This is a genomic window from Streptomyces cyaneochromogenes, from assembly GCF_003963535.1.
GTDB lineage: Bacteria > Actinomycetota > Actinomycetes > Streptomycetales > Streptomycetaceae > Streptomyces > Streptomyces shaanxiensis.
In genome coordinates this window covers 6856463-6883277 of sequence record NZ_CP034539.1, presented here as the reverse complement: position 1 = coordinate 6883277, position 26815 = coordinate 6856463, and the positions used below count along the sequence as shown (strand labels likewise).

Here is a 26815-nt window from a genome sequence, read left to right as displayed (position 1 = left end):
GCCGAAGTACGACCGTGGTTCTTCGGCTCTCTTAGCGGAGCGCCTAGTCGCCGTTGCCGGGCGTCGGCGTCGTCTTCTGGATCTGCATCAGGAACTCGACGTTCGACTTGGTCTGCTTCATCTTGTCGAGCAGCAGCTCGATCGCCTGCTGCTGGTCGAGCGCGTGCAGCACCCGGCGCAGCTTCCAGACGACGGAGAGCTCCTCGTTGCCGAGCAGGATCTCTTCCTTACGGGTACCGGACGCGTCGACGTCCACCGCCGGGAAGATGCGCTTGTCGGCGAGCTTCCGGTCGAGCTTGAGCTCCATGTTGCCGGTGCCCTTGAACTCCTCGAAGATCACCTCGTCCATGCGGGACCCGGTGTCCACCAGGGCGGTGGCGAGGATGGTCAGCGAGCCGCCGTCCTCGATGTTGCGGGCCGCACCGAAGAAGCGCTTCGGCGGGTACAGGGCGGTCGAGTCGACACCACCGGACAGGATGCGGCCGGAGGCCGGGGCGGCGAGGTTGTACGCACGGCCCAGACGCGTGATCGAGTCGAGCAGTACGACGACGTCGTGGCCCAGCTCCACCAGACGCTTGGCGCGCTCGATGGCGAGCTCGGCGACCGTGGTGTGGTCCTCGGCCGGACGGTCGAAGGTCGAGGAGATGACCTCGCCCTTGACCGACCGCTGCATGTCGGTGACCTCTTCCGGACGCTCGTCGACGAGGACGACCATCAGGTGGCACTCGGGGTTGTTGTGCGTGATCGCGTTGGCGATCGCCTGCATGATCATGGTCTTACCGGTCTTCGGCGGGGCCACGATCAGACCGCGCTGGCCCTTACCGATCGGCGACACGAGGTCGATGATGCGGGTGGTCAGCACACCCGGGTCGGTCTCCAGACGGAGCCGGTCCTGCGGGTACAGCGGGGTGAGCTTGTTGAACTCCGGGCGGCCGCGGCCGTGTTCGGGCGCCATGCCGTTGACGGAGTCCAGGCGGACGAGCGCGTTGAACTTCTCGCGCCGCTCGCCTTCCTTGGGCTGACGGACCGCACCGGTGATGTGGTCGCCCTTGCGCAGGCCGTTCTTGCGGACCTGGGCGAGGGAGACGTACACGTCGTTGGGGCCCGGCAGGTAGCCCGACGTACGGATGAAGGCGTAGTTGTCGAGGATGTCCAGGATGCCCGCGACGGGGATCAGGACGTCGTCCTCGTTGATCTGCGGCTCCTGCACGTCGTCGCGGCCACGACGGCCACGGCGGTCGCGGTAACGCCCGCGACGGCCACGACGGCCGCCCTCGAAGTCGTCGTCGTCCTGCGGGCCGTTGTCGCGCTGACGGTCCTGGCGGCCGCCGCCCTGCTGCTGGCCCTGCTGGCGGTCCTGACGGCCGCCGCCCTGCTGCTCGTCGCCCTTGCGACGGTCACCGCGGTCACCACGGTCACGGTCGCGGCCGCGCTCACGGCGGTCGCGACGACGGCCCTCGCCGTCACCGGCGTCGCCCTTGGCGTCGCCCTGCTGGGCCTGCGACTGCGCGGGCGTCTCAGCCTTCGGCTCGCTCTTGGCCTCGGCGGCGACCGTCTCGGGGGCGCCCGCCTCGGCGGTGGCACGACGACGACGGCGCTCGGCCGGCGCGTCCTCGCTGGCCGGCTGGCCGGGAATCTCGATCTGCTGCTGGGCCACGGCCTTCTCGGCGGGGGCCTCAGCCGCCTTCTCCGCCTTCTTCTCGGCGTCTTCGCCGGTACGAGCCTTGGAGGTGGCGCGGCGCTTGGGCTTGGTCTCGGTGGCGGCCTCCGTCTTCGGAGCCGCGGCACCTCCCCCGGCCTGCGCCTCCTTGATGACCTCGATCAGCTGGCTCTTGCGCATACGCGCGGTGCCCCTGATGCCGAGGCCGGATGCGACCTGCTGCAGCTCGGCCAGCACCATGCCCTCGAGGCCGGTACCGCGGCGCCGCCGGGAGCCGGCACCGCTGGCAGGCGCGGAGGCGTCCGTGGCGGGCGCGGCAGCGGTCTCCTCGACACGTGCGCCCATCAGATCGGTGGTGTCGCTCACGAAGGGTCCTTCCCTGGAGCGGACGTCGGCCTGTCTGGCTCGGCGACCGGTTGTGCTGTCCGGCTTCGGTCCTTGGTGTGTGGACCGTGCCGGGGCGGTGGTCCGCCAAAGCGGCGGAGGGAATATCTGGTGATGGCGCTTCCCAGAACCGTGGCACTGAGTGTCGGTGTCATTCGGCTCGGTCGCGCCAGTTCCGGAGCGTGCCCGGCGAGTCGCTCAGTGCCCGCGTACGAGGTACTGCCCGCGTACGTCGTACGGAACACAGTGCGGCTTGGGAGGCTCCCGGAAGAATGTCTGTCCCGGACGGGGACACGAAGCACCTCGCCATGGTGGGGTCGGGTGCAGACTTGAGGTTAACACTACCGGATCCAACAAACATTCCCCCTCTCGAAATCCGGCAACCGTGTGTCAGGTCGCAAGCGGCAGCACGCTCGCTCCCTGGGCGTCGAGGTCGAGCCGGTTCGCGGCCCACCCCTCGCCTGCCAGATGGGACACCTTGTCGGCACTGTCCTGATCGGCCAGTGCCAGAACGGTCGGGCCCGCGCCGGAGATGACCGCCGGGACTCCGTCGGCGCGCAGCCGCTCCACCAGCGCCGCGCTCTCGGGCATCGCCGGCGCGCGGTACTCCTGGTGCAGACGGTCCTCGGTGGCGGGCAGCAGCAGCTCGGGGCGCCTGGTCAGGGCCTCGACGAGCAGGGCGGCACGGCCCGCGTTGGTGGCGGCGTCGACGTGCGGCACGGTGCGCGGGAGCAGGCCGCGCGCGGTCTCGGTGAGGACCGGCTTTCCGGGCACGAAAACCACCGGAACGATGGAATCGGCGGGATCCATCCTGATCGCCCGCGCGGCACCGCCCTCCATCCAGGAGAGGGTGAATCCGCCGAGCAGACAGGCCGCGACGTTGTCGGGGTGGCCCTCGATCTCGGTGGCGAGCTCCAGCAGGGCCGCGTCGTCGAGCCTGGCCTCGCCGCCTATCGTCACGGCGCGCGCGGCGACGATGCCGGCGCAGATGGCGGCCGACGAGGAGCCGAGGCCCCGGCCGTGCGGGATGCGGTTGGCGCAGACGATCTCCAGGCCGCGCGGCTGGCCGCCCAGCAGATCGAAGGCGGTGCGCAGGGAGCGTACGAGAAGGTGGCTTTCGTCACGCGGGAGCGTCTCGCTGCCCTCACCCGCGATGTCGATGTGCAGCCCTGAGTCGGCGACCCGGACGACGACGTCGTCGTAGAGCCCCAGCGACAGGCCTAGGGCATCGAAGCCCGGGCCGAGGTTGGCGCTGGTGGCGGGGACGCGCACCCGGACGGCGGCGGCGCGGAACGCTGGACCGGCCATCTCTCGATGACTCTCCTTGAGCTGCGTGATTGTCGAAGACATTCGATGACGTACGACGGACCCTGGAGCCGCGTCCGGCCGGGAGGCCGGTGGCGTGCCCCTGCCGCTTGCGGGCCGCGGAGACGGCGCGGCCACGTGCCCCATGCGGAGGCATATGCGGCGGGCGGGTTCAGTACAGCCTATCGAAGGTAGGTTCTGTGGCGACATAGGGCGCACAGGCGGCGCACGATGCGTGTCGTAAGCCCCCTGTGCACCCCCCGTAGGGAAGTTCCCCAGGTAAGCGCCCTCTGCCTCGCCGACGCGAGCCTACTGCGACGGAGTGTGGCGGCGCTTACGCCAGGCCGAGGCGCTCGGCCGCCGTGGCCGCGTCGACCGGGACGGTGACGGGCTGCGGGGCGCCGGCGACGGCCCAGTCGGGGTCCTTGAGGCCGTTGCCGGTGACGGTGCACACGATCTTCTGCCCCGGGTCGACCTTGCCCTGCTCGGCGGCCTTCAGCAGACCGGCGACGGACGCGGCGGAGGCGGGCTCCACGAAAACGCCCTCCTGAGCGGCCAACAGGCGGTAGGCGCGCAGGATTTCACGGTCCGTCACCTCGTCGATGAACCCGCCGGACTCGTCCTTCGCCGCCAGGGCGAACTGCCAGGACGCCGGGTTGCCGATACGGATGGCGGTGGCGATGGTCGACGGGTCCTTGACGACCTCGCCGCGCACGATGGGCGCGGAGCCGGAGGCCTGGAAACCCCACATGCGCGGGGTCTGTTTCGAGACACCGTCGGCGGCGTACTCCGTGTAGCCCTTCCAGTACGCGGTGATGTTGCCCGCGTTGCCCACCGGCAGGACGTGGATGTCGGGTGCGTCGCCCAGCATGTCCACGATCTCGAAGGCGGCCGTCTTCTGCCCCTCGATACGCACCGGGTTGACCGAATTGACCAGCGCCACGGGGTAGTTGTCGCTCAGGTCGCGGGCGAGCGTGAGGCAGTCGTCGAAGTTGCCGTCGACCTGGAGGATCTTCGCGCCGTGCACGAGGGCCTGGCCCATCTTGCCGAGCGCGATCTTGCCCTGCGGGACGAGAACGGCCGAAACCATGCCCGCGCGCACGGCGTAGGCGGCGGCCGAGGCGGAGGTGTTGCCGGTCGAGGCGCAGATGACCGCCTTCGCCCCCTCCTCCTTGGCCTTGCTGATGGCCATGGTCATGCCGCGGTCCTTGAAGGATCCCGTCGGGTTCGCACCCTCCACCTTGAGGTGGACCTCGCAGCCCGTGCGCTCGGAGAGCACCTGCGCGGGCACGAGGGGCGTGCCGCCCTCGCGGAGCGTCACGACCGGCGTGGTGTCGGAGACGGGCAGCCGGTCCCGGTACTCCTCGATGATTCCGCGCCACTGGTGGGTCATTGCTGGTTACTCTCCTTCAACCCGCATGATGCTGGCGACACCCCGCACGGTGTCGAGCTTGCGCAACGCCTCGACGGTCCCGCCGAGGGCCGCGTCGGACGCACGGTGGGTGACGACGACGAGGGAGGCCTCGCCGTCCTTGCCCTGCTGGCGAACCGTATCGATCGAGACTCCGTGCTCAGCGAACACGGTCGCCACCTGGGCGAGAACACCCGGTTTGTCCGCCACGTCGAGGCTGATGTGATAGCGCGTGACGACGTCGCCCATCGGTGAGACGGGCAGGGCGGCATACGCCGACTCGCCGGGCCCCGTTGCCCCGCTGAGCCGGTTGCGGCAGACGGCGACGAGGTCGCCGAGCACGGCGGACGCGGTCGGGGAACCGCCCGCGCCGGGGCCGTAGAACATGAGCTGACCGGAGGCGTCCGACTCCACGAACACGGCGTTGTACGCGCCGCGCACCGAGGCGAGCGGGTGGGTCAGCGGGATCATGGCGGGGTGCACGCGCGCGGTGACGGAGGCCCCGTCCCCGGCCCGCTCGCAGATGGCGAGCAGCTTGATGGTGCAGCCCATCTCCTTGGCGGAGGCGAAGTCGGCCGCGGTCACCTCGGTCATGCCCTCGCGGTAGACGTCGTCGAGACGCACGCGCGTGTGGAAGGCGATTCCGGCGAGGATCGCTGCCTTGGCGGCGGCGTCGAACCCCTCGACGTCGGCGGTCGGGTCGGCCTCCGCGTACCCCAGGGCGGTGGCCTCGTCGAGGGCCTCCTGGTAGCCGGCGCCGGTCGAGTCCATCTTGTCGAGGATGAAGTTCGTCGTGCCGTTGACGATGCCCAGCACCCGGTTGACCTTGTCGCCGGCGAGGGACTCGCGCAGCGGGCGGATCAGCGGGATGGCTCCGGCGACGGCGGCCTCGTAGTAGAGGTCCTTGCTGTTCGCCTCCGCCGCCGCGTGGAGGGCGGCGCCGTCCTGGGCGAGGAGCGCCTTGTTGGCGGACACGACCGACGCGCCGTGCTCGAAGGCGGTGGTGATGAGGGTGCGGGCGGGCTCGATACCGCCGATGACCTCGACCACGACGTCGATGTCCCCGCGTTTGACGAGGGCGGTGGCGTCGGTGGTGATCAGCGCGGGGTCGATGCCCTCACGGACCCTGGAGGGCCGCCGTACGGCCACACCCGCGAGCTCCACGGGGGCGCCGATCCGGGCGGCGAGGTCGTCGGCGTGCGTCGTCATGATGCGCGCCACCTCTGAGCCAACAACCCCACAGCCCAGCAGCGCCACCTTCAGCGGACGCGTACGCATCATCCGACCTCGTTTCCTCATACCGTCTACGGTTGCACCAGTCTCACTCACCGGACGGGAGTTTCTGCCCTTCGTCCGGATCGTGAGACATCTATTTCATTTGTACGGGGGTGGAAGACAGGAGATCTTCCGCCCGGGGTTTTCCGGTTCTGCCCGGTCGACCGGGTGGGTCACCCGACGTCGAGACGCAGGAGGTCCTCCTCCGTCTCCCGACGGACGATCACCCGGGACTCGCCGTCGTTCACGGCGACGACGGGCGGCCGGAGCACATGGTTGTAGTTGCTGGCCATGGACCGGCAGTAGGCACCCGTGGCCGGTACGGCGATGAGGTCACCCGGTGCCAGGTCGGCGGGCAGGAACGCGTCCTTCACGACGATGTCCCCACTCTCGCAGTGCTTGCCGACGACGCGTGCGAGCATCGGCGCGGCGTCGCTGGTCCGGGAGACGAGGGCGACGCTGTACTCCGCGTCGTACAACGCCGTACGGATGTTGTCGGACATGCCGCCGTCGACGGAGACATACGTCCGCAGCCCGTCGAGGGGCTTGATGGTGCCGACCTCGTAGAGCGTGAAGGCCGTCGGCCCGACGATGGCACGCCCCGGCTCGACCGAGATCCGCGGCGTCCGCAGCTTGGCGGCCTCACACTCACGGGTGACGATCTCGGTGAGCGCCTTGGCGATCTCGTGGGGTTCGCGGGGGTCGTCGTCGCTGGTGTAGGCGATGCCGAGGCCACCACCGAGGTCGATCTCGGGCAGTTCGACCCCGTGCTCGTCCCTGATGTCCTTGAGCAGCCCGACGACCCGGTGCGCGGCGACCTCGAAGCCGGACATGTCGAAGATCTGCGACCCGATGTGCGAGTGGATCCCGATGAGCTCGAGCCCGTCGAGCTGCAGGGCCCGCCGCACGGCCTCCGCGGCCTGCCCGCCAGCGAGCGGAATGCCGAACTTCTGGTCCTCGTGGGCGGTGGCGATGAACTCGTGCGTGTGCGCTTCCACGCCCACGGTGACCCGGATCTGAACCCTCTGCCGCTTGCCCAGTGACTGTGCGATGTGGGCGACGCGGACGATCTCCTGGAAGGAGTCGAGGACGATCCGTCCGACGCCGGCGTCGACGGCCCGGGTGATCTCGTCGACGGACTTGTTGTTGCCGTGGAAGGCGATGCGGTCGGCCGGCATCCCGGCGGACAGGGCGGTGGCGAGCTCACCGCCGGAGCAGACGTCGAGGTTCAGCCCCTCCTCGTGCAGCCAGCGCACGACGGCACGGGAGAGGAACGCCTTGCCGGCGTAGAAGACGTCGGCGTCGGTCCCGAAGGCGGCGCGCCAGGCCCGGGCCCGGGCCCGGAAGTCGGCCTCGTCGAGAACGTAGGACGGGGTGCCGTGCTGTTCGGCGAGCGTCTTGACGTCGATACCGCCGACGGTGACCACGCCTTCGGCGTCACGGGCGACGGTCTGGGCCCACACCTTGGGGTCGAGGTCGTTGAGGTCGGCCGGCGGGGCGGAGTAGTGGCCCTCGGGGAGGACGTCGGCGTGACGGGGCCCGGCGGGGTGTGCGGAACGGCTCATCGTTCTTCTCTTCGGCTCTCTCAGAGGTGATCGGGTGCGTCGATACCGAGCAGGGACAGGCCACCGGCCAGCACCGTCCCGGCGGCTTCGGCAAGGGCGAGCCGGGCACGGTGGGCGGCCGAGGGTTTCTCCGCACCGCGCGGGAGGACGTCGGGCAGGAGGGGCAGCACGGCATCGGCGACGGTGACGAGGTGCCGGGCGAGTCGGTCCGGGGCGTAGTGCGCCGCGGCTTGGGCCAGGACTCGGGGATGGTCGGCGAGCAGGACGGTGAGGTGGTGTCGTCCATCGTGCCGTACGTCGTGTCGTACGTCGTGTCCTACGTCCCCGGGACCGGCGTCGAATCCCAGGTCGGCGGCGTTGCGGCTGAGCGCCCGGGTGCGGGCGTGGGCGTAACGGACACGGAAGAGAGGGTTGCTCTCGCGTTGGACGAGGTGCTCGTCGGTGATACGGGGCCGGTCGTGGGCGGCGGGGTGCAGGAGGGCCCAGCGGGCGGCGTCACGGCCGAGGCGCAGGGGGTCGGCGGCGGCCGGGACGGGCCGTACCTCGACGACCAGGGGCTCAGGGAACACGAGCTTGCCGTGGGTGTCGAGGCGCACGCCCAGAACGACTTCCCACTCCGGCGCGGGGCGGGTCTCACAACCGACGCGGACAGCGGCGCCCTGCGAGCGCAGGATGCGGCCGAGGGCGTCGGCGAGGACGACGGCGCGCACTTCGTGGGCGGCCTGCAACTGCCGGATGCCCCCGCTGGCCCCGACGGCGTGCCCGTAGCGCCGGCCCCGCCCGAGGATCTCCTCGACGACAGCGGTGGAGGCGGCGTCGCGCAGGCTGATGTTGAGGAACCCGGGTCCGGTGACGACGACGTCGGCGACGCCGTCGGCGGTACGCAGGTGCGCCTGGAGGATCTCGGCGACGTCCCGCGGCGGCTGCCCGGCCGGGCGGGCGAGCTGGAGGGCGACGTTGGTGGCGTAGTCGCCACGGCCACCGGGCCCGGGAGCGGTGACGACGGCCCGCTCCGGCACCGGGACATGCAGTTCTCCCTCGTCGACGGCACGACGCACCGCCCACAGGACGGTACGGGAGAGCTCGACGGGGGTCACGGGGACAAGCGTATGGGAGGAGGGGGGTGGGTATGCGAATGGGTTTGACGAGGGTCCGGGATGTGGACGACTGGGGGCCGGTGCCGGGGGGCGACCGGTCAACGGGATGCCGTGCAGGGAGTGGTCGACCCGCGGGTCGGGGCGACCTGTGTGCGCCATCGCGGCGCATCGCCGGAGGTGTCAGCCGCCGGTGCGCCCGGCCGCCTCCTCGGCTCCACAGACGCTCCCGAAGACGGCGCCGTCAGCGCCCCGGACCTCTAGCCGGGCATCGCCACGCACCTCGACCCGGGTATCGCCCCGGACCTCGACTCGGGTATCGCCTCGCCCATCCCCTCGGCCGCCCAGCTCCCCGCTGCGCTCGGCGCCACGGATCCGCTCGGCGACCCGGCCCCGCTCGATCAACTGCCGTACGAGGACGACGAGTTCGGCGGGTTCGAAAGGCTTGGCGAGGAAGGCGTCGACGCCGACATCGAGGCCGCTCTCGATCTCGTACTGCGTACAGGCGCTGATGATGGCGAGAGGAAGATCGCGGGTACGGGGGTCGGAGCGCAGCCGAGCGGCGGTACGCAGCCCGTCCAGTCGGGGCATGACCACATCCAGAGTGACCACGTCGGGCCGCACCTGATGAACGACTTCCAGACACTCGGCACCATCGGCCGCGGTCACGACCTCAAGCCCCTCCAGCTCGAGATTGACCCTGATCAGCTGCCGGATGACCTTGTTGTCGTCCACAACAAGCACCCGGCCCGACGCGCCTGGCACAACTCGAGAGTAGGTCCGGACCGGCCACCGCGTCCGGGTTTTCCCCACTTCCACCCCCTGCGGGCAAGCCACCCCAGGTGACGCGGGTGCCACGCCCGGAAACCCGTTCATGAACACCCCCCTGAAGCTGGTAGGGTTCTACCCGTCGCCGCCGAGCAAGGCGCCCGACACGCCCCCGTAGCTCAGGGGATAGAGCAACGGCCTCCGGAGCCGTGTGCGCAGGTTCGAATCCTGCCGGGGGCACTCGCCAGTCAGACAGCAAGAATCAAGCTCTGACCAGTGCGAATGCCGACATGAGAGAGCGGGAGTCAGTCTCACTGACTCCCGCTCTCTCTCGTTGTCTCTCACTGACTCCCGCTCTCTCTCGTTGTCTCTCACTGTTCGCGCACTATCTGCGATACGCGCGACACACCTCCGACACACCCGTCAGCCGTAAGGCGTGGCACCAGGCCGCACCAACCGCGATGAGGACGATGCGATGAACGAGGGTATGGCGGCCCTGATCACTGGAGGCTTTGGACTACTCAACTTGAACGGGTGATGTCGGGTGGCGTGGGTCGGCGGTCACCGGCGCCGGTGACCGCCGACCCACATCGGCTGGCCCTCGGTGTGCATACTGTGACCGGCAGAGGGGCCGTCGTCCGACCGAACGGCGATGGGTGGGGCCGATAGGCACGGGCCGGACCGGACGTTCAAGGAGCCCAGCGATGGATGTCAACGAAAGCTGGCGCCGCTACGGGCTTCGCCCCGTCGGCGCGGAACTCGACGAGATCCGTGCACTCCTCAGAGAGCACACGGCGCGTGAGCGACGCGCCCAGGGCGACGGCGACACTGAGCTGATGAGGCTCTGCTGCTTCCAGCTGTTCAACAGCGGCGACCTCGACGACGTGCTCCTGATCTGGAGTGCGAAGCAAGCCAGCTTCGACGCAGCGTGCTCGATCGACATCGAATTCCTGCTGGGGCACGGGCTCGACGCGACGAAGGCCCACCTCTCGGCCAACCGTGCACCTTCTGCGACGGCGGCACTGGATCGACTGCGCGAGCTCGAGGCAGACGGTGAATTCGACGGCTTCTCAGTGGAGGAGCGCTCCGCCGTCTACGACCGGTACTACGTCGACTAACGAATCTGCAGCGCCAGTCCGTCGTCCGTGATGAGGCCGGTGCCTGCAAGGCAGCTGTCGACGAAATCCGGGCGATAGTGGATCTGCTTGAGCCTGCGCTTCACGGCCCTGGTGATCTGGCCCAGGTCAGTTGCGGCGAGGTTGCCGAGGTCGCGTTTGACCAACGACCAGATGCCCTCCTGCCGGTTCAGGTCCGGCGCGTAGGTGGGGAGCTGGAACACGGTGAGCCAGGCGGCATTCGCGGCGATGAACTCCCGCATCCCGGCGGTCAGGTGGGGGCGGACGTTGTCCCAGACCAGCACGATCGGCCCGCCGAGCTGGATGCGGGCACGCACCAAGAGGTCGCGGAGGTCCCGCCAGCCGAAGCCCTTCGGATCGCCCTTGCGCCCTCGGTACTCGCGGATGGCGTAGATCAGCCGGGACCGCTCGCCCGGCTTGTAGCAGGTCATACCCGCCATCGACACCCATCCGGAGCCCCGGCCGACCCCGAGCGCGACACCAAACTGGACCGCATCGAACACGTCCTGGAGCGCTTCCCCGACCGCGTTTTCGCGTTCGACGAGTTCGGCCCGCTGGGCATCCGCCCCACCGGTGGGTCCTGCTGGGCCGAACGGGGCCGCCCCGACCGGGTGCCGGCGACCTACCACCGCACCCACGGGGTGACCTACTTCCACGGCTGCTACTCGGTCGGCGACGACACCCTGTGAGGCGTCAACCGCCGACGCAAGGGAGCCGTGAACTCCCTGACCGCGCTGAAGTCGACCCGCGCCGCGCGTCCGGACGGCGCCCCGATCTACGTGATCATGGACAACCTCTCCGCGCACAAGGGCACCAAGATCCGCGCCTGGGCGAAGAAAAACAAGCTGGAGCAGTGCTTCACCCCGACCAACGCCTCCTGGGCCAACCCGATCGAGGCCCACTTCGGACCGCTGCGGCAGTTCACCCTGGCCAACTCCCACCATCCGAACCACACCGTCCAGACCCGTGCCCTGCACGCCTACCCGCGCTGGCGCAACGCCAACGCCCGCCACCCCGACGTCCTGGCCGCCCAACGCCGCGAGCGTGCTCGTATCCGCAGCGAGAAAGGCATCCGCTGGGGCGGACACCCCCGCTCAGCCGCAGCATGACCGGGCCCGGTGATCCGCCCCCGTCACTTCTCAGCGATTACCGATCCGGCTTGGTGCCAACTCGGCGATGACCTCATCACCATCAACTGCTCCCGTCGGCACGAAACCCAGCGATGTGTAGAGCCGTCCGGCAACGGCGTTGTCCGGCTGATATGCCAGCCGGATCGCCCAGCAGCCCTCCTGCGCCACCAACCAGCCCGTCATGGTCAGCAGAAGGGCGCGGCCGAGGCCCTTGCCCTGCTCGGCGCCATCGATCAGCATTCCCCCGATCCAGTGCGAGCCGTCCTCGTCCAGACCCCACATGACGTGTCCGACGACCGCGTCGTCGGCGTAGACCGCCAGCGAGTTCCAGTTGTCCTCACGCATCGACAACAAGAGGTAGCGGGCTGCCATGGCGGGGACATGACTTCGCTGCTCGTCGAGAGGCACGATGTCAGCGACCGCGCGCCAGTTCTCGTCGCCCACCTCCCGTAAGGTGACGCGCCGTCCGGTCCGGTCGAAAAATCCGCGGTCAATCATCCGATGAGACTACTGCTCGCAGTTCAGCGATCCGACGAACCTATGCGGTCACAGCACTAGCGTCCTCTGGGCCCTGCTACGCGACAACAGGGCCTTCGCCCCGATTCCGCCCACCGCGCAGGCGACTTGACTCCGTCACTGAACCTCCGCCGCACCCGTCGCGGATGATGGGAATTCGCATCGCGCTACCGCTAACAGGGGACAAATGATCAAGATCGAATACGGCCAGACCGGCCCCTACGTGGACCAAGGCCGGGAGAACCGCAAAGGAGTGGACCTCGCCGTCGTCAGCCGTGCTGACCTGCGCTGGTACTACTTCCTGTCGGACCTTACGTTCACGATCGGCGAGGCCGAACTGAGCCCGCCGTGGTCCTGGACGCCCGTGTTCGACTTCCTGTGGTCGATGAAGGGGGCACTCGAACACCTGGAGCGGGGCGAGCAGACGACGATCGGCTTCACGGAGAACGCCGAGCTGATCAGCTTCCACCCCAAAGGCGAGGAGGTGCGGGTTTCGTGCACGTACGCCATGGCAGAGGCGGTCTGCGAACGCGTTGATCTCAGGAACGCCTGGCTGATCTTTCGAGAGGCCGTGCTGACGCAGCTCAGCAACGAACACCCAAAACTCGCCGCCAACCCAGTGCTCGCGGAACTCCGGCTCTGAGCTTTTCGCTGCGCTGCCGGGAATCCTGCGCTGGGTCGACGACACAAAGCCGACACCGTGGTTGAAGTCAGTGGGGGTGCAGCGAGGCACACGCGCGCCTGATCGGTCGGTGTGCCCGCCGTCGTGGCTGACGTTGGTCGGCTGAGGCGCAAACGATCTCCGGGGCGAGCTGCCGCCCGCATGGCAGCGGGCACCCCACGGGCTTGGCCCGGTCATTGAAACTCCAGCCCAAAGCCACCACGACAACCTTGTCGATCAATCTCCTTAAACCGCAGGAAATAGCCCAGAAGATTCGATAGAGTACCTGCCAATCAACATGGGGGGGTAGCGGTGAGTCAGGGCGAGGTGTCGTCGACGACAGGAGACCTTCGATACTGGTTTCCGGGGCACTATAGCCCCACAGCCACTGAGCTGGAAAAAGCCCTAAAGGAAGCCACCATCGTCTTAGATGCGAACGTACTGCTCGACCTATATCGTGTAATTCCGGAGGTTCGGGCCGAGCAGATCAACGCTTTTCGGGCGGCAGGTGAGAGGCTGTGGATCCCTCATCGAGTCGGCCAAGAGTTCCACGAGCGCAGATTCAACGCGATTCGCGATCAAGCCGCGCTGTTCAAAGTCTTCTTGGAAGAGTTCGACGCCATCAAAAAGCAGGCTTTCGGATCGCTAGAGCGCCTCAGAGAGGCATGCGGTGCACCGCAGGATAAATTCTCTGAGGCGGCAAGTAGCCTCGCTGATTCTATTTCCCACATCGTCAGAGATGTTAGGGCATTGCGCGACTCTTCGGACATCAGCATCGCGAGCGCGCTGCGCGACGACCATATCCTACGCGCTGTAGATGAAATACTCACCGGGAAAGTCGGCCCCCCGTTGTCCGTTGATGAGATGGACAGCGTAACCAAGCAGGCGGACATCAGGTTCGACAAGAAGATCCCGCCAGGTTACTGCGATGCCCATAAAGACAAGTCGAGAGCTATCGGCGACCTAGTCCTTTGGGAGCAAATCATCAAAGAAGGCGAGCGTGGATCCAGGGCGATCCTCTTCGTTACACGCGACAATAAGGAGGACTGGGTCAGGAGGGATAGAGAGTACCGATTGGGGCCTAGGCCAGAGCTTGTGGCGGAAATGAAAGATAGAGCAGGGGTTCAATTCTATCTATTGCGCCCGAGCGAGTTCCTTGCGCTCGCTCAAGAGCACCTAGGGGCTGACGTCAGTAAAGAGACTCTAGAAGCGGTCGCCCTTAATGTACCCAGCAGTCCAGCGTCGACACCTAGAACTCAAGGAATGCGTGTTTCGGTGGCGCGCGCAAGAACCCTTGATGAACTACTGGAAAAAATGCGAGAAGACGGCGATGAATCTTCCGAGGCGTTTGAGAGCGCAAAAGAGCTAATCGTAAGGCGCGAGCAGGCGCGGCAATTGGTGGCGGAAGCAGGACATCAAATCCGATTTTACAAGGCGAAGCAGAAGAGTCTGCGTAGCTACCTGGCCACGAAGCCTGCCGCGGCGAACCTGGCTGAGGCCGAGCTGGCTGACGTCACGAAAACCCTAGAGGGAGCTCGCATTCACGCAAGAATTGTTCACGAGCAACTGCAACAGGTTGATTTCGAGATCGATCAGTTCCGCAGACAACTGGAAAGTAACATTCAATCAACAGTCGATGAAAATTGGGGCCCTTTGGGTGGCGAGGTGGAATCCCAACTGAGCTGACGTCCGCTGATCCCGCGCACCGGGAGCCGCACCAGGTGAGTGTCTGACTGCGTGACAACGCCGGCGAACAGCGGCGGGCGAGCGCGAACGCCTGGAGATCATCAGCACAGGTGAGAGACACACCAGCCCGAGGTAGAAATCCCACCCAAGTTGCTTCGGGACGAAGCAGTCTCCTTCCCACGGGCGCCCAGCGCGTCTCATGCGCACATACAGATGGGCCGGCACAGTGCCCGGACACCCCATCAGCCAGTCCACGTTCGCAGCTGCCGCGGGATCTCGCAGCCGGGAGCCATCGTCATTCGCGGAGCCTTTCCAAGGCGCTGCGTCATGCCGACGTGGTTCCCGGCGTCGGAGGAGACGTGCTCAGGCCGCGAACCGATGCCGGGCGCGGCCCGTACGAGCACCACGCGCCAGGACTGCTCCGGGGCCGGGGAACCGGAGGAGGCGCCCACGCGGTGGGCGAGGGGGCCGTACGGGCTCCAGTCGGGCAGGAAGGCTCCATCTCGCGGGCCCGGGCGTGGGGGCTTCGGACATGTGGAGCGGCCTGGTGCGTGGGGCGAGTGATCGTTCGTGGTTCCTCTGCCAGGCAGGCCGAGAACACGCTCCACCGTCCCACCGGTCTGCGGCATGACGGTCCCCTCAGCGGCAGTCCTCCTGTCCCTCGGTCAGGCTCGCGAGCGTTGCCGGGTAGTTCTTCTCGAGCATGGTGCGCAGGGCGTCGCCCGCGACGGGCCCGAGGTACCGCAGTGCCCGGAGCAGGACTTCGCGGCCCTCCAGGAACTGCTCGTAGACCTCGAAGTGCAGGGCGTTCTGGATGTAGGAGTCCGGGTTCCGGGCGAGCCCCTCGACGAACTCGACACACGCCGTCAGCGTTGCACGGTCGGCCGGCTCCTCGCGCAGGAGCGGCATCAGGAACGGACGCATGAACGCCATGGGGAGGAAGTCGAACAGATCCGACACCTCGCCGTCCGGCCAGGCCTCGAAGCTCGATCGCTGCGGCTCCGGAATCTCCTGCAGGACATCGGCGGCCTGCGGCAGCGTCCGGAGATAGACCTGGACGATGTCCGCGAATTCGATCTTCTCCACGTGGGTTTTCTCCATCAGGTGCTGGTGGTGCATGGGGCGGGGCCCACCGCGCGGGATGCGCGATGGGCCCCGTTCCTCGGGTGTGGTGTCAGCGGTAGGCGCTAGGTATAAAACTGCCGGACGTTGTTGACACTCGCGGTCTCCGACCACTACGGAGATCTGCCATGCCCCCTTCGCTGCAACAGCAGCAGGACCGCCAAGCCCATCATCGCCTGGCGGTCCTGCGCCACGCCGAGGAAGTCACAGGGAACGTCTCGCTGACCTCCCGGCCTACGCCGGAAACCTCGACATCATGACCTCGGCCGCGCTGCGCACCGCGGAACGCATGGCCGCCCACCGTCGCAAGGAGGCAGCCAAGTGACCAGGCTCTACGTCCAGGACGTCACCCTGCGGGACGGCATGCACGCCGTCCGGCACCGCTACACCGTCGACCAGGCCCGCGCCATCGCCGCTGCCCTGGACACCGCCGGCGTGGCCGCCATCGAGATCGCGCACGGCGACGGTCTGGCCGGCTCCAGCATCAACTACGGCGTCGGCGCCCACACCGACTGGGAGTGGATCGAGGCGGTGGTCGACGCCACGCAGCACGCGGTGCCCACCACCCTGCTGCTGCCCGGCATCGGCACCTTGCACGACCTGAGGCAGGCCCACGCCCTCGGCATCCGGAGCGTCCGGGTGGCCACCCACTGCACCGAGGCCGACATCTCCGCCCAGCACATCGCCGCCGCCCGCGACCTGGGCATGGACGTCGCCGGGTTCCTGATGATGTCCCACATGACCGAACCGGCCGAACTCGCCCGTCAGGCCAAGCTGATGGAGTCCTACGGCGCCCACTGCGTCTACGTCACCGACTCCGGCGGCCGCCTCACCATGGACGGCGTCCGCGACCGCTTCCGCGCCTACCGCGACGTCCTCGACCCGGCCACCGAGCTCGGCATCCACGCCCACCACAACCTCGCCCTGGGCGTCGCCAACACCGTGGTGGCCGTCGAGAGCGGCGCGGTACGGGTCGACGCCTCGCTCGCCGGGCAGGGCGCGGGCGCCGGCAACTGCCCCCTGGAGGCGTTCGTCGCGGTCGCCGACCTGATGGGCTGGGAGCACGCCTGCGACCTGTTCCCCTTGATGGACGCGGCCGACGATCTCGTACGACCGCTGCAGGACCGCGAGGTGCGGGTGGACCGCGAGACCCTCAGCCTCGGCTACGCGGGCGTGTACTCCAGCTTCCTGCGGCACGCCGAGACGGCGGCCGCACGCTACGGCCTGGACACCCGCGGCATCCTGGTCGAGGTCGGCCGGCGGGGCATGGTCGGCGGTCAGGAGGACATGATCACCGACATCGCGCTGGACCTGGCCGGCCGCGCGCAGAGCGTGGCCTGATGGAACACGGTAGGCGGCCGCCCGTCCGGGTCGGCCGCCTACCCGAAGGCGGAGGGAACCTGGTGCCCGGTCGGCGCGTCCCAGCGGGGGTTCGGTTCCGCGTCGCCCAGCAGTGCCGTCGCCTGGTTCTGGGTGTGAGCGGCGGCTATCTGGGCCTCCGCCACGACGTCGCCGCGTTCGCGCACCAGATCCTCATAGATCGGCAGGTGATCGTTTTCGGCGGGACTACGCGTCACAATGCCGATCCTTCCACTGGTTGTTCCGTCAGACCCTGTTCAGTCGGGCAGCGATTCCATGCCCGACCAACAAATACAACACGGCCGGAAGCCCGTAATTGAGGAGAATTCGCAACCCCTCTGTGTCCATCGTGAAAATGTCCCGTGCCCATCCCGCAAGCCAGTCGGCCGTGCCACGGACGAGTTCCACGAAGGCGTTGCCCTGATTGGCGTCGAGCAGGAACAGCACGATCCACAGGCCGAGCACACCGGCCGCGACGTCGGCGATCGTGCAGATGGTCAGGGCCGCTCTGCGTGCGGCGGCCTGGTTGCGCCGGGCGCGGTCATGGTCCGAGGGCTGGTCGTACGTCTGGTATCCGGAAACCGGGTCGGTGTTCACGAGAAATCCGATCTGATGCGTCACTGGGCCGATGGGTCACCCCAAGGAGCCGAATTCGGCCATTGACTGTGACCCGCTTCTGGCTGGTTCTGCGCCGCGTGAACGCGACCGCGTTACACCGCCGTCGGGGACATCCCAAATATGGCGGCCTATTGGGGCACTTGCCGAAATGTTCGCGCGCACCGGCACATGTGCGGACGCGGGGTCTGCCGGATCAGGCCTGCCGACCGGTCGGGAGCATCGCCCAGACCGTCTTGCCCATGGGCTGCCGCCGGGTCCAGCCCCAGTGTTCGGACAGGGCGTCGATGATGCGCAGCCCCCGGCCGTGCTCGTCGAGGGGGTCGCTCGCGTGCGGGTACACGGGCGGGCTGTCGCAGGGGTCGGTGACGGCGCAGACCAGATGGGCGGGGCGGCGCAGGCTGAGCCGCAGCCAGATCTCCGCCTCGCCGCAGACCGGGGAAGCCGGGGAACGGGCCGCGGAACGGGCCGAGGCGCGAGCCACCGAGTGCGATACGCCGTGCAGTACGGCGTTGGCGGCGAGTTCGGTGACCACCATGAGGGCGTCGGCGCCGCAGTGGTCCAGATCCCATTCGCCGAGGGTGCGACGGACGAAGTCGCGGGCCCTGCCGCAGTCCTGTTCGGCGCCGGTGAGGCGCAGGGCGACCGAGCGGGAGGGGGTGTGCGGGGCCTCGGGCCTGCTGAGACGGTGCCGGTCCGGGGCGTCGGGGCGCGCTTCCGGCGAGACGGTCAGCCCCTCGCGTGACGCGGCGCTACCGGGCAGTCGAAGCCCTTCGTACGCAGGTAAGGACACAACGTCTCCCTGATACAGGGTCAGGACGAGGCGACTGAGCAGCAGTTGACGCCAAGGGCTATTATCCACGCCGATGGCGCCTCCGTGCAATTTCACGGGAAATTGCGCGAGCGGTGCCGACGCAGAGCACGTGGTGCGGTCCCGGCCCGCCGAGGCCGCGGGGGCGTACGCGTGGCGGAACGTGAGCAAGGAGAGTGCAGTGCCAACAGCACCGAACGGCGTACGGGCAAGCACGTTGGACGTCCGCTGGATCAAGAGCCGGCACAGCAATGCCGAGGGCAACTGCGTCGAGGTGGCCTCCCTGAGCGACGGCAGCATCGCGATGCGCAACTCCCGCCATCCCGACGGGCCCGCCCTCGTCTACACGCCCGCCGAGATCTCCGCCTTCCTGGCGGGCGCGAAGGAGGGAGAGTTCGACCACCTGGTCTGACCCGTCCTCCCGGACCCCGGCACGGGGCCAAAGGCCCGCAGGGAAGCGGACGTTGACTCCCCCACTTCCTGCGGTCCCGGCGACACGAGGCGGCGTGATGCGATAATGCGGTCTGTCGTATGCCGGTCTACGGGGAGTCAGGATGTCCGTCGAGTCACCTCGCATCTCCCGCCTCGAACCGTATCTGGCCCGCACCGAGCCCGCGCCGACCCTGCTGAAGATGCTGGTCGGCGTTCAGCTGGCCGGTATTCGCGAGGACGTCGGTCTCTCCCAGGACCAGGCGGCGCGTGCCGCCGGGTTCAGCCCCGCGAAGCTGTCGCGCATCGAGGCGGGAAAGGGCCGCCGCCCGCCCACGGAGGGCGACGTCCGCACGCTCCTGAAGCTGTACGGGTCCGAGGACTACGAGGCCTCGGTGCTGCTGCAGTTGCTGCGACGCGCCGGTGAGCCGGGGTGGTGGCAGCGCTATGACAAACGGCTGATGCCGGAGTGGTTCGACCGGCTGGTCGGGCTGCAGGAGGCCGCGACGGCCATCCGTACCTTTGAACTCCAGTACGTTCCCGGCCTGCTGCAGACCGAGGCCTACACCCGGGCCGTGGTGGAGCGCGGGCTGCCCTCGGCGCCGGCCCGTGAGGTGCAGCGGCGCGTGGAGCTCCGGATGCGCCGGCGGGAGCTGCTGCAGCGCGCCGAGGCTCCCCGGCTGTGGGCGATCGTCGACGAGTCGGTGCTGCTGCGGGTGCTGGGCAGCCGCGAGGTGATGCGTGAGCAGCTCGAGTACCTGGAGGAGATGGCCCGGCTCCCCCATGTGACCGTGCAGATCGTTCCGCTGGACGTGACCAACGCCTCCGCGCCCGCCATTCCCGTCACGTATCTGCGCTTCGGCGGCGTCGATCTGCCCGACATCGTCTATCTGGAGCACATCAAGAGCGCCGCGTTCCTGGAGGACCAGGACGAGACGGAGGAGTACCGGATCGTCCTGGACCGGCTGGGCGACGAGGCCCTCAACCCGCGCGAGTCGCTGGAGCGGCTGCGCGAGACGAAGGCCCGTTACTCCCCGGCGACCTGAGCCTTCCTACGGAAGCCGGCCCACGCCGCCGAACTCGATCCACTCCTGGGTGAGCTGGCGCGGCGCCACCTCGGTGTCCGGGCGCCAGGTGGAGACCTCCACCAGGCCGGGTTCGAGGATCTCCAGCCCCTCGAAGAACTCCGCGACGTCCTTCTCCTCGCGCACCCGGCCCCAGTGTCCCTGCGTGGCCTGGTCCATGAAGTCGGTGACGAACTTGCGGACCTCGGGGTCCTCGCTGACCAGCTGGCACATCACCATGTAGCTGCCGGGCGCGAGCCGTTCGCGGACCCGGCGGACCACCGCGAGCGGACCGTCGGTGTCGCTGTCGGGGATGCAGTGGAACACCGAGTTGAACAGCACCGCCACCGGCTGCGAGAGGTCGATCAGGCGCTCGGTGTCCGCGTGGGCGAAGATGGCGTCGGTCTCGCGCATGTCGGCGTGGATGACGGCGGTGTTGTCGTTCTGCTCGAGCAGGGCACGGCCGTGGACCAGGACCATCGGGTCGTTGTCGACGTACACCACGCGCGAGGACGGGTCGACGGACTGCGCGACCTGGTGGACGTTGTTCTGGGTGGGCAGACCGGAGCCGTGGTCCAGGAACTGCCGGATGCCGTAGTCCTCGGCCAGGGTCCTGACCACCCGCTGGAGGAAGCGCCGGTTGTTCAGGGCGAGGGCGCGGGTGCTGGGGACGACCTTGTCCAGCTGCTCGCAGGCGGCTCGGTCGGAGGCGTAGTTGTCCTTGCCGCCGAGGTAGTAGTCGTACATGCGCGCGGCGGTCGGAACCGTGGCATCGATCGACGTGGACAGCTGCTTTCCAGGCTCCATCGTTCCCCCAGGGGCAGGCCGGCCGAGGAGATCACCTCACCGACAACACATCCTAGGGAAACGGCAGTTGGTGGGGCCAGTCCATCGCTCGATCAGTGGACCGTTCCACGGACCGATCACAATGAGGGACATGACGACCCAGGACATACGAACCCGCTGGTTCAGAGGTGTGAGTGAGCCCGGCGCGAAGGTCCGGCTGCTGTGCTTCCCGCACGCGGGCGGAGCGGCGGGCTCCTTCCATGACTGGGCGATGCTGACGCCACCGGAGATCGAGGTCGTCTCCGTGCAGTACCCGGGCCGCCAGGACCGCCTGGGCGACCCGTGTCCGACCACGATGGAGGAGCTGGCGGACGCGATCACGACGGCGCTGCTCCACGAGCCGGCCGACGGCCTGCCGTTGGCGTTCTTCGGCCACAGCATGGGTTCGTCGGTGGCCTACGAGGTGGCCCGCCGGCTGGAGGACGTGCCCGGCCGCACCCTCACCCGCCTGATCGTGTCGGGCCGGCCCAGGCCCCGCCTCCCGCAGGAGCTGGCACCCCGCCCGGCCCCGGCCGACTCCGAGATCCTGGACTACGTCCGCTGGCTGGACCCCGAGGGCGCGGCCCTCTACGACCACCCCGAGCTGCGGCCCGTGATCATGCCGGCGCTGCGCGCGGACTTCAGGATCCTCGCGGCGTACCGCCCGGCCCAGCTGCACCGGCTGGGAATTCCCGTCACGGCCTGCGGGGGCGACCGCGACCCCGTGTGCCCGGTCGAGACGCTCTCGTCCTGGTCGGATGTCACGACGCAGGGCCTGGACGTCCGGGCGTTCCCGGGGAACCACTTCTATCTCAACGCGCGCAAGGAGGAGTTGCTCGGGTTCCTGACGTCACGGCTCGTGTGACGCGTGAGGCCCGGCGCATCGAACGGACGTGCAAGTGACATGAAGACTGGGCATGTTTCCCTTTCAACGACATCAGAGGGGACATGCCGAGATGAGCGAGTCCGCCGCGTCCGCGCCCCGCAAGGTAGTCGTCACCGGACTGGGGGCGATCACACCCCTCGGGGTCGGTGTCCGGGAGTTGTGGCAGGGGCTGCTCGACGGGCGGCACGGGATACGGGAGTTGGCGGGCGAGGAGTTCGCCGGGCTGCCGGTGCGGGTCGCGGGGGTCGTACCCGTGGATCCCGCCCAGTTGCTGCCCCGGCCGGTGGCGCGGCGGATGAACCGGGCGGCGCAGCTGGGGGTATCGGCGGCTCGGGAGGCGTGGGCCGATGCCGGGTTCGCCGAGGGCGGTACGCGGGAGAGCGGGGTCGATCCGGCGCGGGTGGGGGTGAGCCTGGGGGCCATCCTCGGGGACGCGTCCGTGCTGGTGGGCGGGGACCGGAGGTTACGGGAGAAGGGGCCGCGCGCGGTCTCGCCGCTCACCACCCCCATGACCGTGCCCTCCCAGGCCGCCTCCCAGGTCTCCCTCGATCTGCACATCACCGGAGAGGCCCGGACCGTGACGAGCGCGTGCGCGTCGGGGACCGAGGCGATAGGGCAGGCGATCGACCGCATACGGTACGGGCGCGTCGACATCGCACTGGCGGGCGGCGCCGAAGCGGTCGTCACCCCGGCGATCATGGCGTCCTTCGCGGCGATGCGGGCGCTGGCCGACGGGGACCTCGCCGACGGTTCGCCCTCCCGGCCCTTCGCCAAGGACCGGGGCGGGTTCGTCAACGGCGAGGGTGCCGGGATCCTCGTACTGGAGGCCGAGGAGCACGCCCGGGCCCGTGGGGCGCGGATCTACTGCGAGGCCGCGGGGTGGGGCCTGTCCGCCGACGCCCATCACATGGCGGCCCCCGACCCGTCCGGCACCGGCGTCGCCCTCGCCCTGCGGCGGGCCCTGCGGGACGCCGGGAGCCAGGTCGAGGACGTCGTCCACGTGAACGCGCACGCCACGGCCACGATCGAGGGCGACCTCGCTGAGGCGGGCGCGCTGCGGGCGGTGCTCGGCCGACGGTCCGTCCCGGTCACCGCGCTCAAGGGCCACCTGGGGCATCTGCAGGGCGCCGCGGGCGGGGTCGAGGCGGTCGCCGCCGCGCTGAGCCTGCATCACGGGGTGGTGCCACCGACCGTGGGGTGCGGGGAGGTCGACGACGCGATCGGCCTGGATGTGGTGACGGGGGCGCCCCGGGCACTGCCCTCGGACGGCGACCTGGTGCTCAGCAACTCGTTCGGGTTCGGGGGGCACAACGCGGTGCTGGCGTTGCGGCGGGTGCGAGGGCAACAGCGCTGAGCGCTCCGCTCGAAGTGCCGCGATATGCCGTCGATCGCCAGCGGCGGCGTCGTGGCTGGTCGCGCAGTTCCCCGCGCCCCTTCAGGGCGTTGCCGAACCGCAGTGGACTCCGCCCGCCCTGCTTGGGGCGCCGGGTTTGACCAGGCGCGCGGTCACGCCGTGCGCTTGCGGGACGTCGTCTTCTTGGCCGGGGTCTTCTTCGCGGTGCTCTTGGCGGTGCTCTTGGTCGTGCTCTTGGCCGTGCTCTTCGCCGTCGTCTTCTTCGCTCCCTGGGTCGTCTTCGAGGTCGACTTCCTGGCCGAGGACGCCGTCTTCTTCGCCGCCGTCTTCTTCGTCGCCGTCGACTTCTTGCCCGCCGCCTGCTTCGGGGCGGCTCTGGCCGACTTGCGCTGGGGCAGGCGTTTGACCTGGGCCTCCGCCTTGGCCGGCTCCTCGCCGCGCGACTCCTTGGCCGCCCGCACGCTGTTCTCCAGGGCCGCCATCAGGTCGAGGACCTTGCCGCCCGACGCCGGTTCGGGAGCCTGCGGCGGGGCCTCGCCGGCGGCCTTCGCGGCGACGACCTCCTCCACGGCCTCGCGGTACTCGTCGTGCAGTTCGGTGAGGTCGATCTCGCCGAGGGTGTCCATCAGGGCGTCCGCGAGGTCCAGTTCCTTGTCGTTCACCGTGACCTTCGTGTCCGGCGCGACCCCCTCGGGCTCCCGCACCTCGTCCGGCCACAGCAGCCCGTGCATGGCGATGGCGTCGCCGACCACCCGCAGCATGCCGAGCCGCTCACGACCCCGCAGCGCGAACTTCGCGATCGCCACCTTCTGGCTGCGCTTCAGCGCCTCCCGCAGCAGCGTGTACGGCTTCGCCGCCGGCGCCCCGCCCACCGCGAGGTAGTACGCGCTGTCCATGTGCAGCGGGTCGATCCGGTCGGCCGGCACGAAGGCCACGATCTCGATCGTCTTCGCGGTCGGGAGCGGGAGGTGGGCCAGGTCCTCGTCCGTGATCGGGATGATCGTGCCGTCCGCGTCCTCGTACCCCTTGCCGATCTCCGCCTGGCCGACCTCACGGTCGTCCAGCTCGCAGACCTTGCGGTAGCGGATGCGGCCGCCGTCCTCCAGGTGGATCTGGCGGAAGGAGATCGAGTGGCTCTCGGTCGCGTTCACCACCTTGATCGGGATGCTGACCAGGCCGAACGAGATGGCGCCGTTCCATATCGATCGCACGTGCAGCACCCTTTCGATCGTTTCGCGCAGTTCACCTTCGCGCAGTTCGCACGGACATCAACCATTATTTCTGGAATTCTCATCGTATGACGCCGATCACAGAGGTGGAGGGGCGACGGCTCGCGCTCAGCAACCTGGAGAAGGTGCTGTATCCGGCGACCGGCTTCACCAAGGGCGAGGTGCTGCACTACTACGCCACCACCGCCGACGTCCTGCTGCCGCATCTGCGGGACCGGCCGGTGTCCTTCCTCCGCTATCCCGACGGCCCGGACGGCCAGGTGTTCTTCACCAAGAACGTCCCGCCGGGCACCCCCGAGTGGGTCACCACCGAGGAGGTGCCCCGTGTCGAGGGGCCGGCGCGCATGGTGTTCGTGCAGGACCTCGCGAGCCTGATGTGGGCCGCCAACCTCGTCACCGAGTTCCATACGCCCCAGTGGGTGATCGACGCGCCGGGCGAGGCCGACCGCCTGGTCTTCGACCTCGACCCGGGCTCACCCGCGACCGTGGTCGAGTGCTGCGAGGCCGCCCTCTGGCTGCGCGAGCGGCTGGCCGCCGACGGCATCGAGGCGTACGCCAAGACCTCCGGCTCGAAGGGCCTGCATCTCACCGCTGCCATCCGGCCGGCCCCTTCCCAGCAGGCCACCGACTACGCCAAGGAACTCGCCGTGGAGGCCGAGAAGGCCCTGCCCCGGCTCGTGATCCACCGGATGACGAAGAGCCTGCGCCCCGGAAAGGTCTTCGTCGACTGGAGCCAGAACGCCGCCCGCAAGACGACAGCCACGCCGTACACCCTGCGGGCCCGCCCCGAGCCGACGGTATCCGCCCCGGTGACCTGGGAGGAGGTACAGGACTGCCGCTCCCCCGCGGCCCTGACCTTCCTGGCCCCTGACCTGGCCCCACGGCTGCAGGACTACGGCGACCTGCTGGCGCCGCTGCTGGACGGGGACAGGGCGGGCACACTGCCCTGACTGCGCGACGCCGGTCCAGGCAGGTCAGCCCGTTGGGGGTGCCCCCTCTGGGGGAGTTCGAGGACGAGGCCCCTTCAGGGCCGAAGCGGGGGCCTGGGGGGCCGCCGGCCCCCAGGGGACGGTCACCTCGACCGACCAGCAGCGTTCAGCCGGCGGCAGCCCACACCCTCCGGTCCCGGGCCATCGCATGCAACGCCTCCACATCCGCCGGCTTCAGCACCCCGCCCAGCCGGGCCAACCCCTCCACCTCGTTCTCCCGGAGAACCCGTACCTCACGCAGCGGCCCCGGTATCACCACGTCGGACGGCGCGACCAGGACGAGGACCGGGTGGACCTCGGCGGTCAGGGCGTAGGAGGCCCGGTCGGCGTAGGCGCGGACGCGGCGCAGCAAGGGCTGCGGCTCGCTGCGGCCGAGGGAGACCATCGGGTCGGCGATCGTCACCTTCTGCTTACGGGCGTACAGGGCGTGCAGCGCGAAGAGTCCGCCGGGCCCGATCACCAGGTGGTGGATGCGGTCACCGCCGGGCAGCGCGATGGAGTGCAGCGCGTGCCAGCCGGCGCCGTCGAGCCGGTCGAGGGCCTCGCCGACCGCCTGCTCCGCCGTCAGCGCGCGCCGGCGCGGGTCGGGACGCCGCAGCCGGTGCGTGGGGCCGGGATCCCGGTCGAGGTCCACCAGGAGCGCCTCGCCGGGACGGTTCGGCGCCAGGTCGTCGTCCGGGTGAAGGGTCAGCCGGGCCAGCTCGGCCGGGGTGGGCACCGGCGGCGGGCCCACCGTCACCGGGCCGGTGACGAACGGGCCGAGCACCTCCAGCACATCCTCTCTGCGGTCCTCGCTGAGCAGGTTGATCCGGGCCGCCTCACGGTCGTACCAGGCGATGTTCCGCCCGTCCCGGAGGCAGACGTACAGCCGTTCCTGGCCCTGTCGCCAGGTCGGTATGACGCGCAGTCCGCTCATGCACCATCACCCCACTGACCATGGGAACAGGCGGGGTGCTGCGCGGGCAAGAAGCCGGTTACCTTTGAGAGGAGTTGGGCAGACCCCCCGGGAGGGGTGGTTGGGGAGGCGCCGTTGCGTACCCGCAGGAAGCAACCCGACGTTCCGGCTCCGGACAGTCCGTGGAGCGAGATCGTGCCCGGCCTGTGGATGGGCGGGCACGAGTTCCGGGGGCGTTCGGGACAACTGGAGTTCGCCGTCGTCCAGGACGAGTTCGATCTCGTACAGACTCTCCTACGGCTGCCCGGGCACGGGCCCGATCCCGGTGTCGAGCACCATGTGTGGCCGATTCCCGACGGGCCGCTGGACGGCACCCAGCTCGCGGGGGTGATACGGCTGGCCGAGGCGGCGTGCGAGGCGCTGGACGAGGGCCGCAGGGTCCTCGTGCGCTGTTATCACGGGTACAACCGCTCGGGGCTGGTCGTGGCCCACGCCCTGATGCGCCGGAACCACGCCGTCGAGCGGGCGATCCGGCTGATACGCTCCCGCCGCTCTCCGTGGGCGCTGCACAACGAGCTGTTCGTCGAGTACCTCCGGGCCGGTCTGCCGACCGCCCGCCTCCTGGAGGAACTCGCCGAGTAACCGT

The 26815-nt window shown here is 69.1% G+C and carries 24 protein-coding genes, 1 tRNA gene and 4 pseudogenes; 13 read left to right on the top strand and 16 right to left on the bottom strand.

All coding sequences use genetic code 11. The features are described from left to right. Positions 1-43 precede the first annotated feature (43 nt). The 7 genes from rho to EJ357_RS31485 form a co-directional block, all read right to left on the bottom strand. Complete coding sequence (rho, locus tag EJ357_RS31515) at positions 44-2026, bottom strand: transcription termination factor Rho (protein ID WP_126395076.1); 1983 nt, start codon at positions 2024-2026, stop codon at positions 44-46. 408 nt (positions 2027-2434) lie between these two features. Next, a complete protein-coding gene (gene thrB, locus EJ357_RS31510; protein ID WP_126395075.1) occupies positions 2435-3352 on the bottom strand; it encodes a homoserine kinase in 918 nt (305 codons plus the stop codon). Between the two features lie 331 nt (positions 3353-3683). Continuing rightward, positions 3684-4742, bottom strand: coding sequence for a threonine synthase (thrC, locus tag EJ357_RS31505; protein WP_126395074.1), 1059 nt, complete (start codon positions 4740-4742; stop codon positions 3684-3686). A gap of 6 nt (positions 4743-4748) precedes the next feature. Beyond that, a complete protein-coding gene (locus tag EJ357_RS31500) occupies positions 4749-6038 on the bottom strand; it encodes a homoserine dehydrogenase (RefSeq protein WP_126400302.1) in 1290 nt (429 codons plus the stop codon). Positions 6039-6208: 170 nt separating this feature from the next. Further along, positions 6209-7600 (bottom strand): diaminopimelate decarboxylase, encoded by a 1392-nt coding sequence (lysA, locus tag EJ357_RS31495; RefSeq protein WP_126395073.1) that lies wholly within the window; start codon positions 7598-7600, stop codon positions 6209-6211. A 20-nt stretch (positions 7601-7620) separates the two neighbouring features. Beyond that, the gene (gene nrtL, locus EJ357_RS31490) at positions 7621-8697 is read right to left on the bottom strand and encodes an ArgS-related anticodon-binding protein NrtL (protein ID WP_126395072.1); all 1077 of its coding nucleotides are present in this window, start codon (positions 8695-8697) and stop codon (positions 7621-7623) included. A gap of 180 nt (positions 8698-8877) precedes the next feature. Continuing rightward, positions 8878-9438 carry a response regulator gene (locus EJ357_RS31485; RefSeq protein WP_126400300.1) on the bottom strand — a complete coding sequence of 187 codons (561 nt, stop codon included), beginning with the start codon at positions 9436-9438 and terminating at the stop codon, positions 8878-8880. A 192-nt stretch (positions 9439-9630) separates the two neighbouring features. Between EJ357_RS31485 and EJ357_RS31480 the strand changes: the two genes are divergently transcribed. After that, positions 9631-9702: transfer RNA gene (locus EJ357_RS31480), tRNA-Arg, on the top strand. Positions 9703-10166: 464 nt separating this feature from the next. Next, positions 10167-10580 (top strand): hypothetical protein, encoded by a 414-nt coding sequence (locus tag EJ357_RS31475; protein WP_126395071.1) that lies wholly within the window; start codon positions 10167-10169, stop codon positions 10578-10580. On the opposite strand, the pseudogene EJ357_RS31470 reads toward EJ357_RS31475, so the two are convergent. After that, a pseudogene (locus EJ357_RS31470) lies at positions 10577-11062 on the bottom strand (transposase); the annotation flags it as partial. The gene EJ357_RS31475 and the pseudogene EJ357_RS31470 overlap by 4 nt on opposite strands. Between EJ357_RS31470 and EJ357_RS31465 the strand changes: the two are divergent. Continuing rightward, positions 11063-11707: pseudogene (locus EJ357_RS31465) on the top strand (transposase); the annotation flags it as partial. A gap of 30 nt (positions 11708-11737) precedes the next feature. Here the strand turns inward: EJ357_RS31465 and EJ357_RS31460 are convergent. Further along, entirely contained in the window at positions 11738-12226 is a 489-nt protein-coding gene (locus tag EJ357_RS31460) for a GNAT family N-acetyltransferase (RefSeq protein ID WP_126395069.1), read from the bottom strand. Positions 12227-12431: 205 nt separating this feature from the next. Here EJ357_RS31460 and EJ357_RS31455 point away from each other — a divergent pair, with 205 nt between their 5' ends. Both EJ357_RS31455 and EJ357_RS31450 read left to right on the top strand, forming a co-directional pair. Next, the gene (locus tag EJ357_RS31455; RefSeq protein WP_126395068.1) at positions 12432-12887 is read left to right on the top strand and encodes a hypothetical protein; all 456 of its coding nucleotides are present in this window, start codon (positions 12432-12434) and stop codon (positions 12885-12887) included. A 330-nt stretch (positions 12888-13217) separates the two neighbouring features. Further along, on the top strand, positions 13218-14591 hold the full coding sequence (locus EJ357_RS31450) for a PIN-like domain-containing protein (RefSeq protein WP_126395067.1): 1374 nt from the start codon (positions 13218-13220) through the stop codon (positions 14589-14591). 639 nt (positions 14592-15230) lie between these two features. Here EJ357_RS31450 and EJ357_RS31445 read toward each other — a convergent pair. Further along, complete coding sequence (locus tag EJ357_RS31445; protein WP_126395066.1) at positions 15231-15677, bottom strand: hypothetical protein; 447 nt, start codon at positions 15675-15677, stop codon at positions 15231-15233. Between the two features lie 262 nt (positions 15678-15939). On the opposite strand from EJ357_RS31445, the pseudogene EJ357_RS31440 reads away from it, so the two are divergent. Further along, positions 15940-16038: pseudogene (locus EJ357_RS31440) on the top strand (acetaldehyde dehydrogenase (acetylating)); the annotation flags it as partial. Next, on the top strand, positions 16035-17054 hold the full coding sequence (gene dmpG / locus EJ357_RS31435; protein ID WP_126395065.1) for a 4-hydroxy-2-oxovalerate aldolase: 1020 nt from the start codon (positions 16035-16037) through the stop codon (positions 17052-17054). The pseudogene EJ357_RS31440 and the gene dmpG, both read left to right, overlap by 4 nt. 38 nt (positions 17055-17092) lie before the next feature. Here dmpG and EJ357_RS31430 read toward each other — a convergent pair whose 3' ends face one another. The 3 genes from EJ357_RS31430 to EJ357_RS31420 form a co-directional block, all read right to left on the bottom strand. Next, positions 17093-17290 carry a hypothetical protein gene (locus tag EJ357_RS31430; RefSeq protein WP_126395064.1) on the bottom strand — a complete coding sequence of 66 codons (198 nt, stop codon included), beginning with the start codon at positions 17288-17290 and terminating at the stop codon, positions 17093-17095. 28 nt (positions 17291-17318) lie between these two features. Beyond that, positions 17319-17693 (bottom strand): hypothetical protein, encoded by a 375-nt coding sequence (locus EJ357_RS31425; protein WP_228472664.1) that lies wholly within the window; start codon positions 17691-17693, stop codon positions 17319-17321. 190 nt (positions 17694-17883) lie between these two features. After that, positions 17884-18480: an ATP-binding protein gene (locus tag EJ357_RS31420; RefSeq protein ID WP_228472663.1), complete on the bottom strand. Its 597-nt coding sequence runs from the start codon at positions 18478-18480 to the stop codon at positions 17884-17886. A 199-nt stretch (positions 18481-18679) separates the two neighbouring features. Between EJ357_RS31420 and EJ357_RS49585 the strand changes: the two genes are divergently transcribed. Both EJ357_RS49585 and EJ357_RS31410 read left to right on the top strand, forming a co-directional pair. Beyond that, complete coding sequence (locus EJ357_RS49585; protein ID WP_228472662.1) at positions 18680-18910, top strand: DUF397 domain-containing protein; 231 nt, start codon at positions 18680-18682, stop codon at positions 18908-18910. A gap of 142 nt (positions 18911-19052) precedes the next feature. Then, the gene (locus EJ357_RS31410; protein ID WP_126395062.1) at positions 19053-19973 is read left to right on the top strand and encodes a helix-turn-helix domain-containing protein; all 921 of its coding nucleotides are present in this window, start codon (positions 19053-19055) and stop codon (positions 19971-19973) included. A gap of 6 nt (positions 19974-19979) precedes the next feature. On the opposite strand, the gene EJ357_RS31405 is transcribed toward EJ357_RS31410, so the two are convergent. Then, entirely contained in the window at positions 19980-20798 is an 819-nt protein-coding gene (locus tag EJ357_RS31405; protein ID WP_126395061.1) for an SAM-dependent methyltransferase, read from the bottom strand. Between the two features lie 130 nt (positions 20799-20928). Between EJ357_RS31405 and EJ357_RS31400 the strand changes: the two genes are divergently transcribed. Further along, positions 20929-21681, top strand: coding sequence for a thioesterase II family protein (locus tag EJ357_RS31400; protein ID WP_126395060.1), 753 nt, complete (start codon positions 20929-20931; stop codon positions 21679-21681). Between the two features lie 109 nt (positions 21682-21790). Then, positions 21791-23056, top strand: a pseudogene (locus tag EJ357_RS31395) (beta-ketoacyl-[acyl-carrier-protein] synthase family protein); the annotation flags it as partial. A gap of 152 nt (positions 23057-23208) precedes the next feature. On the opposite strand, the gene ku reads toward EJ357_RS31395, so the two are convergent. Continuing rightward, positions 23209-24267 (bottom strand): non-homologous end joining protein Ku, encoded by a 1059-nt coding sequence (gene ku, locus EJ357_RS31390; protein ID WP_456114814.1) that lies wholly within the window; start codon positions 24265-24267, stop codon positions 23209-23211. An 86-nt stretch (positions 24268-24353) separates the two neighbouring features. Here ku and ligD point away from each other — a divergent pair, with 86 nt between their 5' ends. Beyond that, positions 24354-25235, top strand: a complete 882-nt coding sequence (gene ligD / locus EJ357_RS31385) for a non-homologous end-joining DNA ligase (protein ID WP_126395057.1) — start codon at positions 24354-24356, stop codon at positions 25233-25235. Positions 25236-25380: 145 nt separating this feature from the next. Here ligD and EJ357_RS31380 read toward each other — a convergent pair whose 3' ends face one another. After that, positions 25381-26190 carry a nuclease-related domain-containing protein gene (locus tag EJ357_RS31380; protein ID WP_126395056.1) on the bottom strand — a complete coding sequence of 270 codons (810 nt, stop codon included), beginning with the start codon at positions 26188-26190 and terminating at the stop codon, positions 25381-25383. Between the two features lie 114 nt (positions 26191-26304). Between EJ357_RS31380 and EJ357_RS31375 the strand changes: the two genes are divergently transcribed. Beyond that, on the top strand, positions 26305-26811 hold the full coding sequence (locus EJ357_RS31375) for a protein-tyrosine phosphatase family protein (protein ID WP_126395055.1): 507 nt from the start codon (positions 26305-26307) through the stop codon (positions 26809-26811). The last annotated feature ends 4 nt before the right edge of the window (positions 26812-26815 follow it).

Bases quoted from the DNA above. Each gene is read 5' to 3' on its own strand.
- EJ357_RS31500 (WP_126400302.1), bottom strand. From the start codon at position 6,038: ATGCGTACGCGTCCGCTGAAGGTGGCGCTGCTGGGCTGTGGGGTTGTT.
- EJ357_RS31475 (WP_126395071.1), top strand. From the start codon at position 10,167: ATGGATGTCAACGAAAGCTGGCGCCGCTACGGGCTTCGCCCCGTCGGC.
- EJ357_RS31460 (WP_126395069.1), bottom strand. From the start codon at position 12,226: ATGATTGACCGCGGATTTTTCGACCGGACCGGACGGCGCGTCACCTTA.
- thrB (WP_126395075.1), bottom strand. From the start codon at position 3,352: ATGGCCGGTCCAGCGTTCCGCGCCGCCGCCGTCCGGGTGCGCGTCCCC.
- EJ357_RS31380 (WP_126395056.1), bottom strand. From the start codon at position 26,190: ATGAGCGGACTGCGCGTCATACCGACCTGGCGACAGGGCCAGGAACGG.
- EJ357_RS31405 (WP_126395061.1), bottom strand. From the start codon at position 20,798: ATGGAGCCTGGAAAGCAGCTGTCCACGTCGATCGATGCCACGGTTCCG.
- EJ357_RS31410 (WP_126395062.1), top strand. From the start codon at position 19,053: ATGTCCGTCGAGTCACCTCGCATCTCCCGCCTCGAACCGTATCTGGCC.
- lysA (WP_126395073.1), bottom strand. From the start codon at position 7,600: ATGAGCCGTTCCGCACACCCCGCCGGGCCCCGTCACGCCGACGTCCTC.
- EJ357_RS31455 (WP_126395068.1), top strand. From the start codon at position 12,432: ATGATCAAGATCGAATACGGCCAGACCGGCCCCTACGTGGACCAAGGC.
- ligD (WP_126395057.1), top strand. From the start codon at position 24,354: ATGACGCCGATCACAGAGGTGGAGGGGCGACGGCTCGCGCTCAGCAAC.
- EJ357_RS31400 (WP_126395060.1), top strand. From the start codon at position 20,929: ATGACGACCCAGGACATACGAACCCGCTGGTTCAGAGGTGTGAGTGAG.
- thrC (WP_126395074.1), bottom strand. From the start codon at position 4,742: ATGACCCACCAGTGGCGCGGAATCATCGAGGAGTACCGGGACCGGCTG.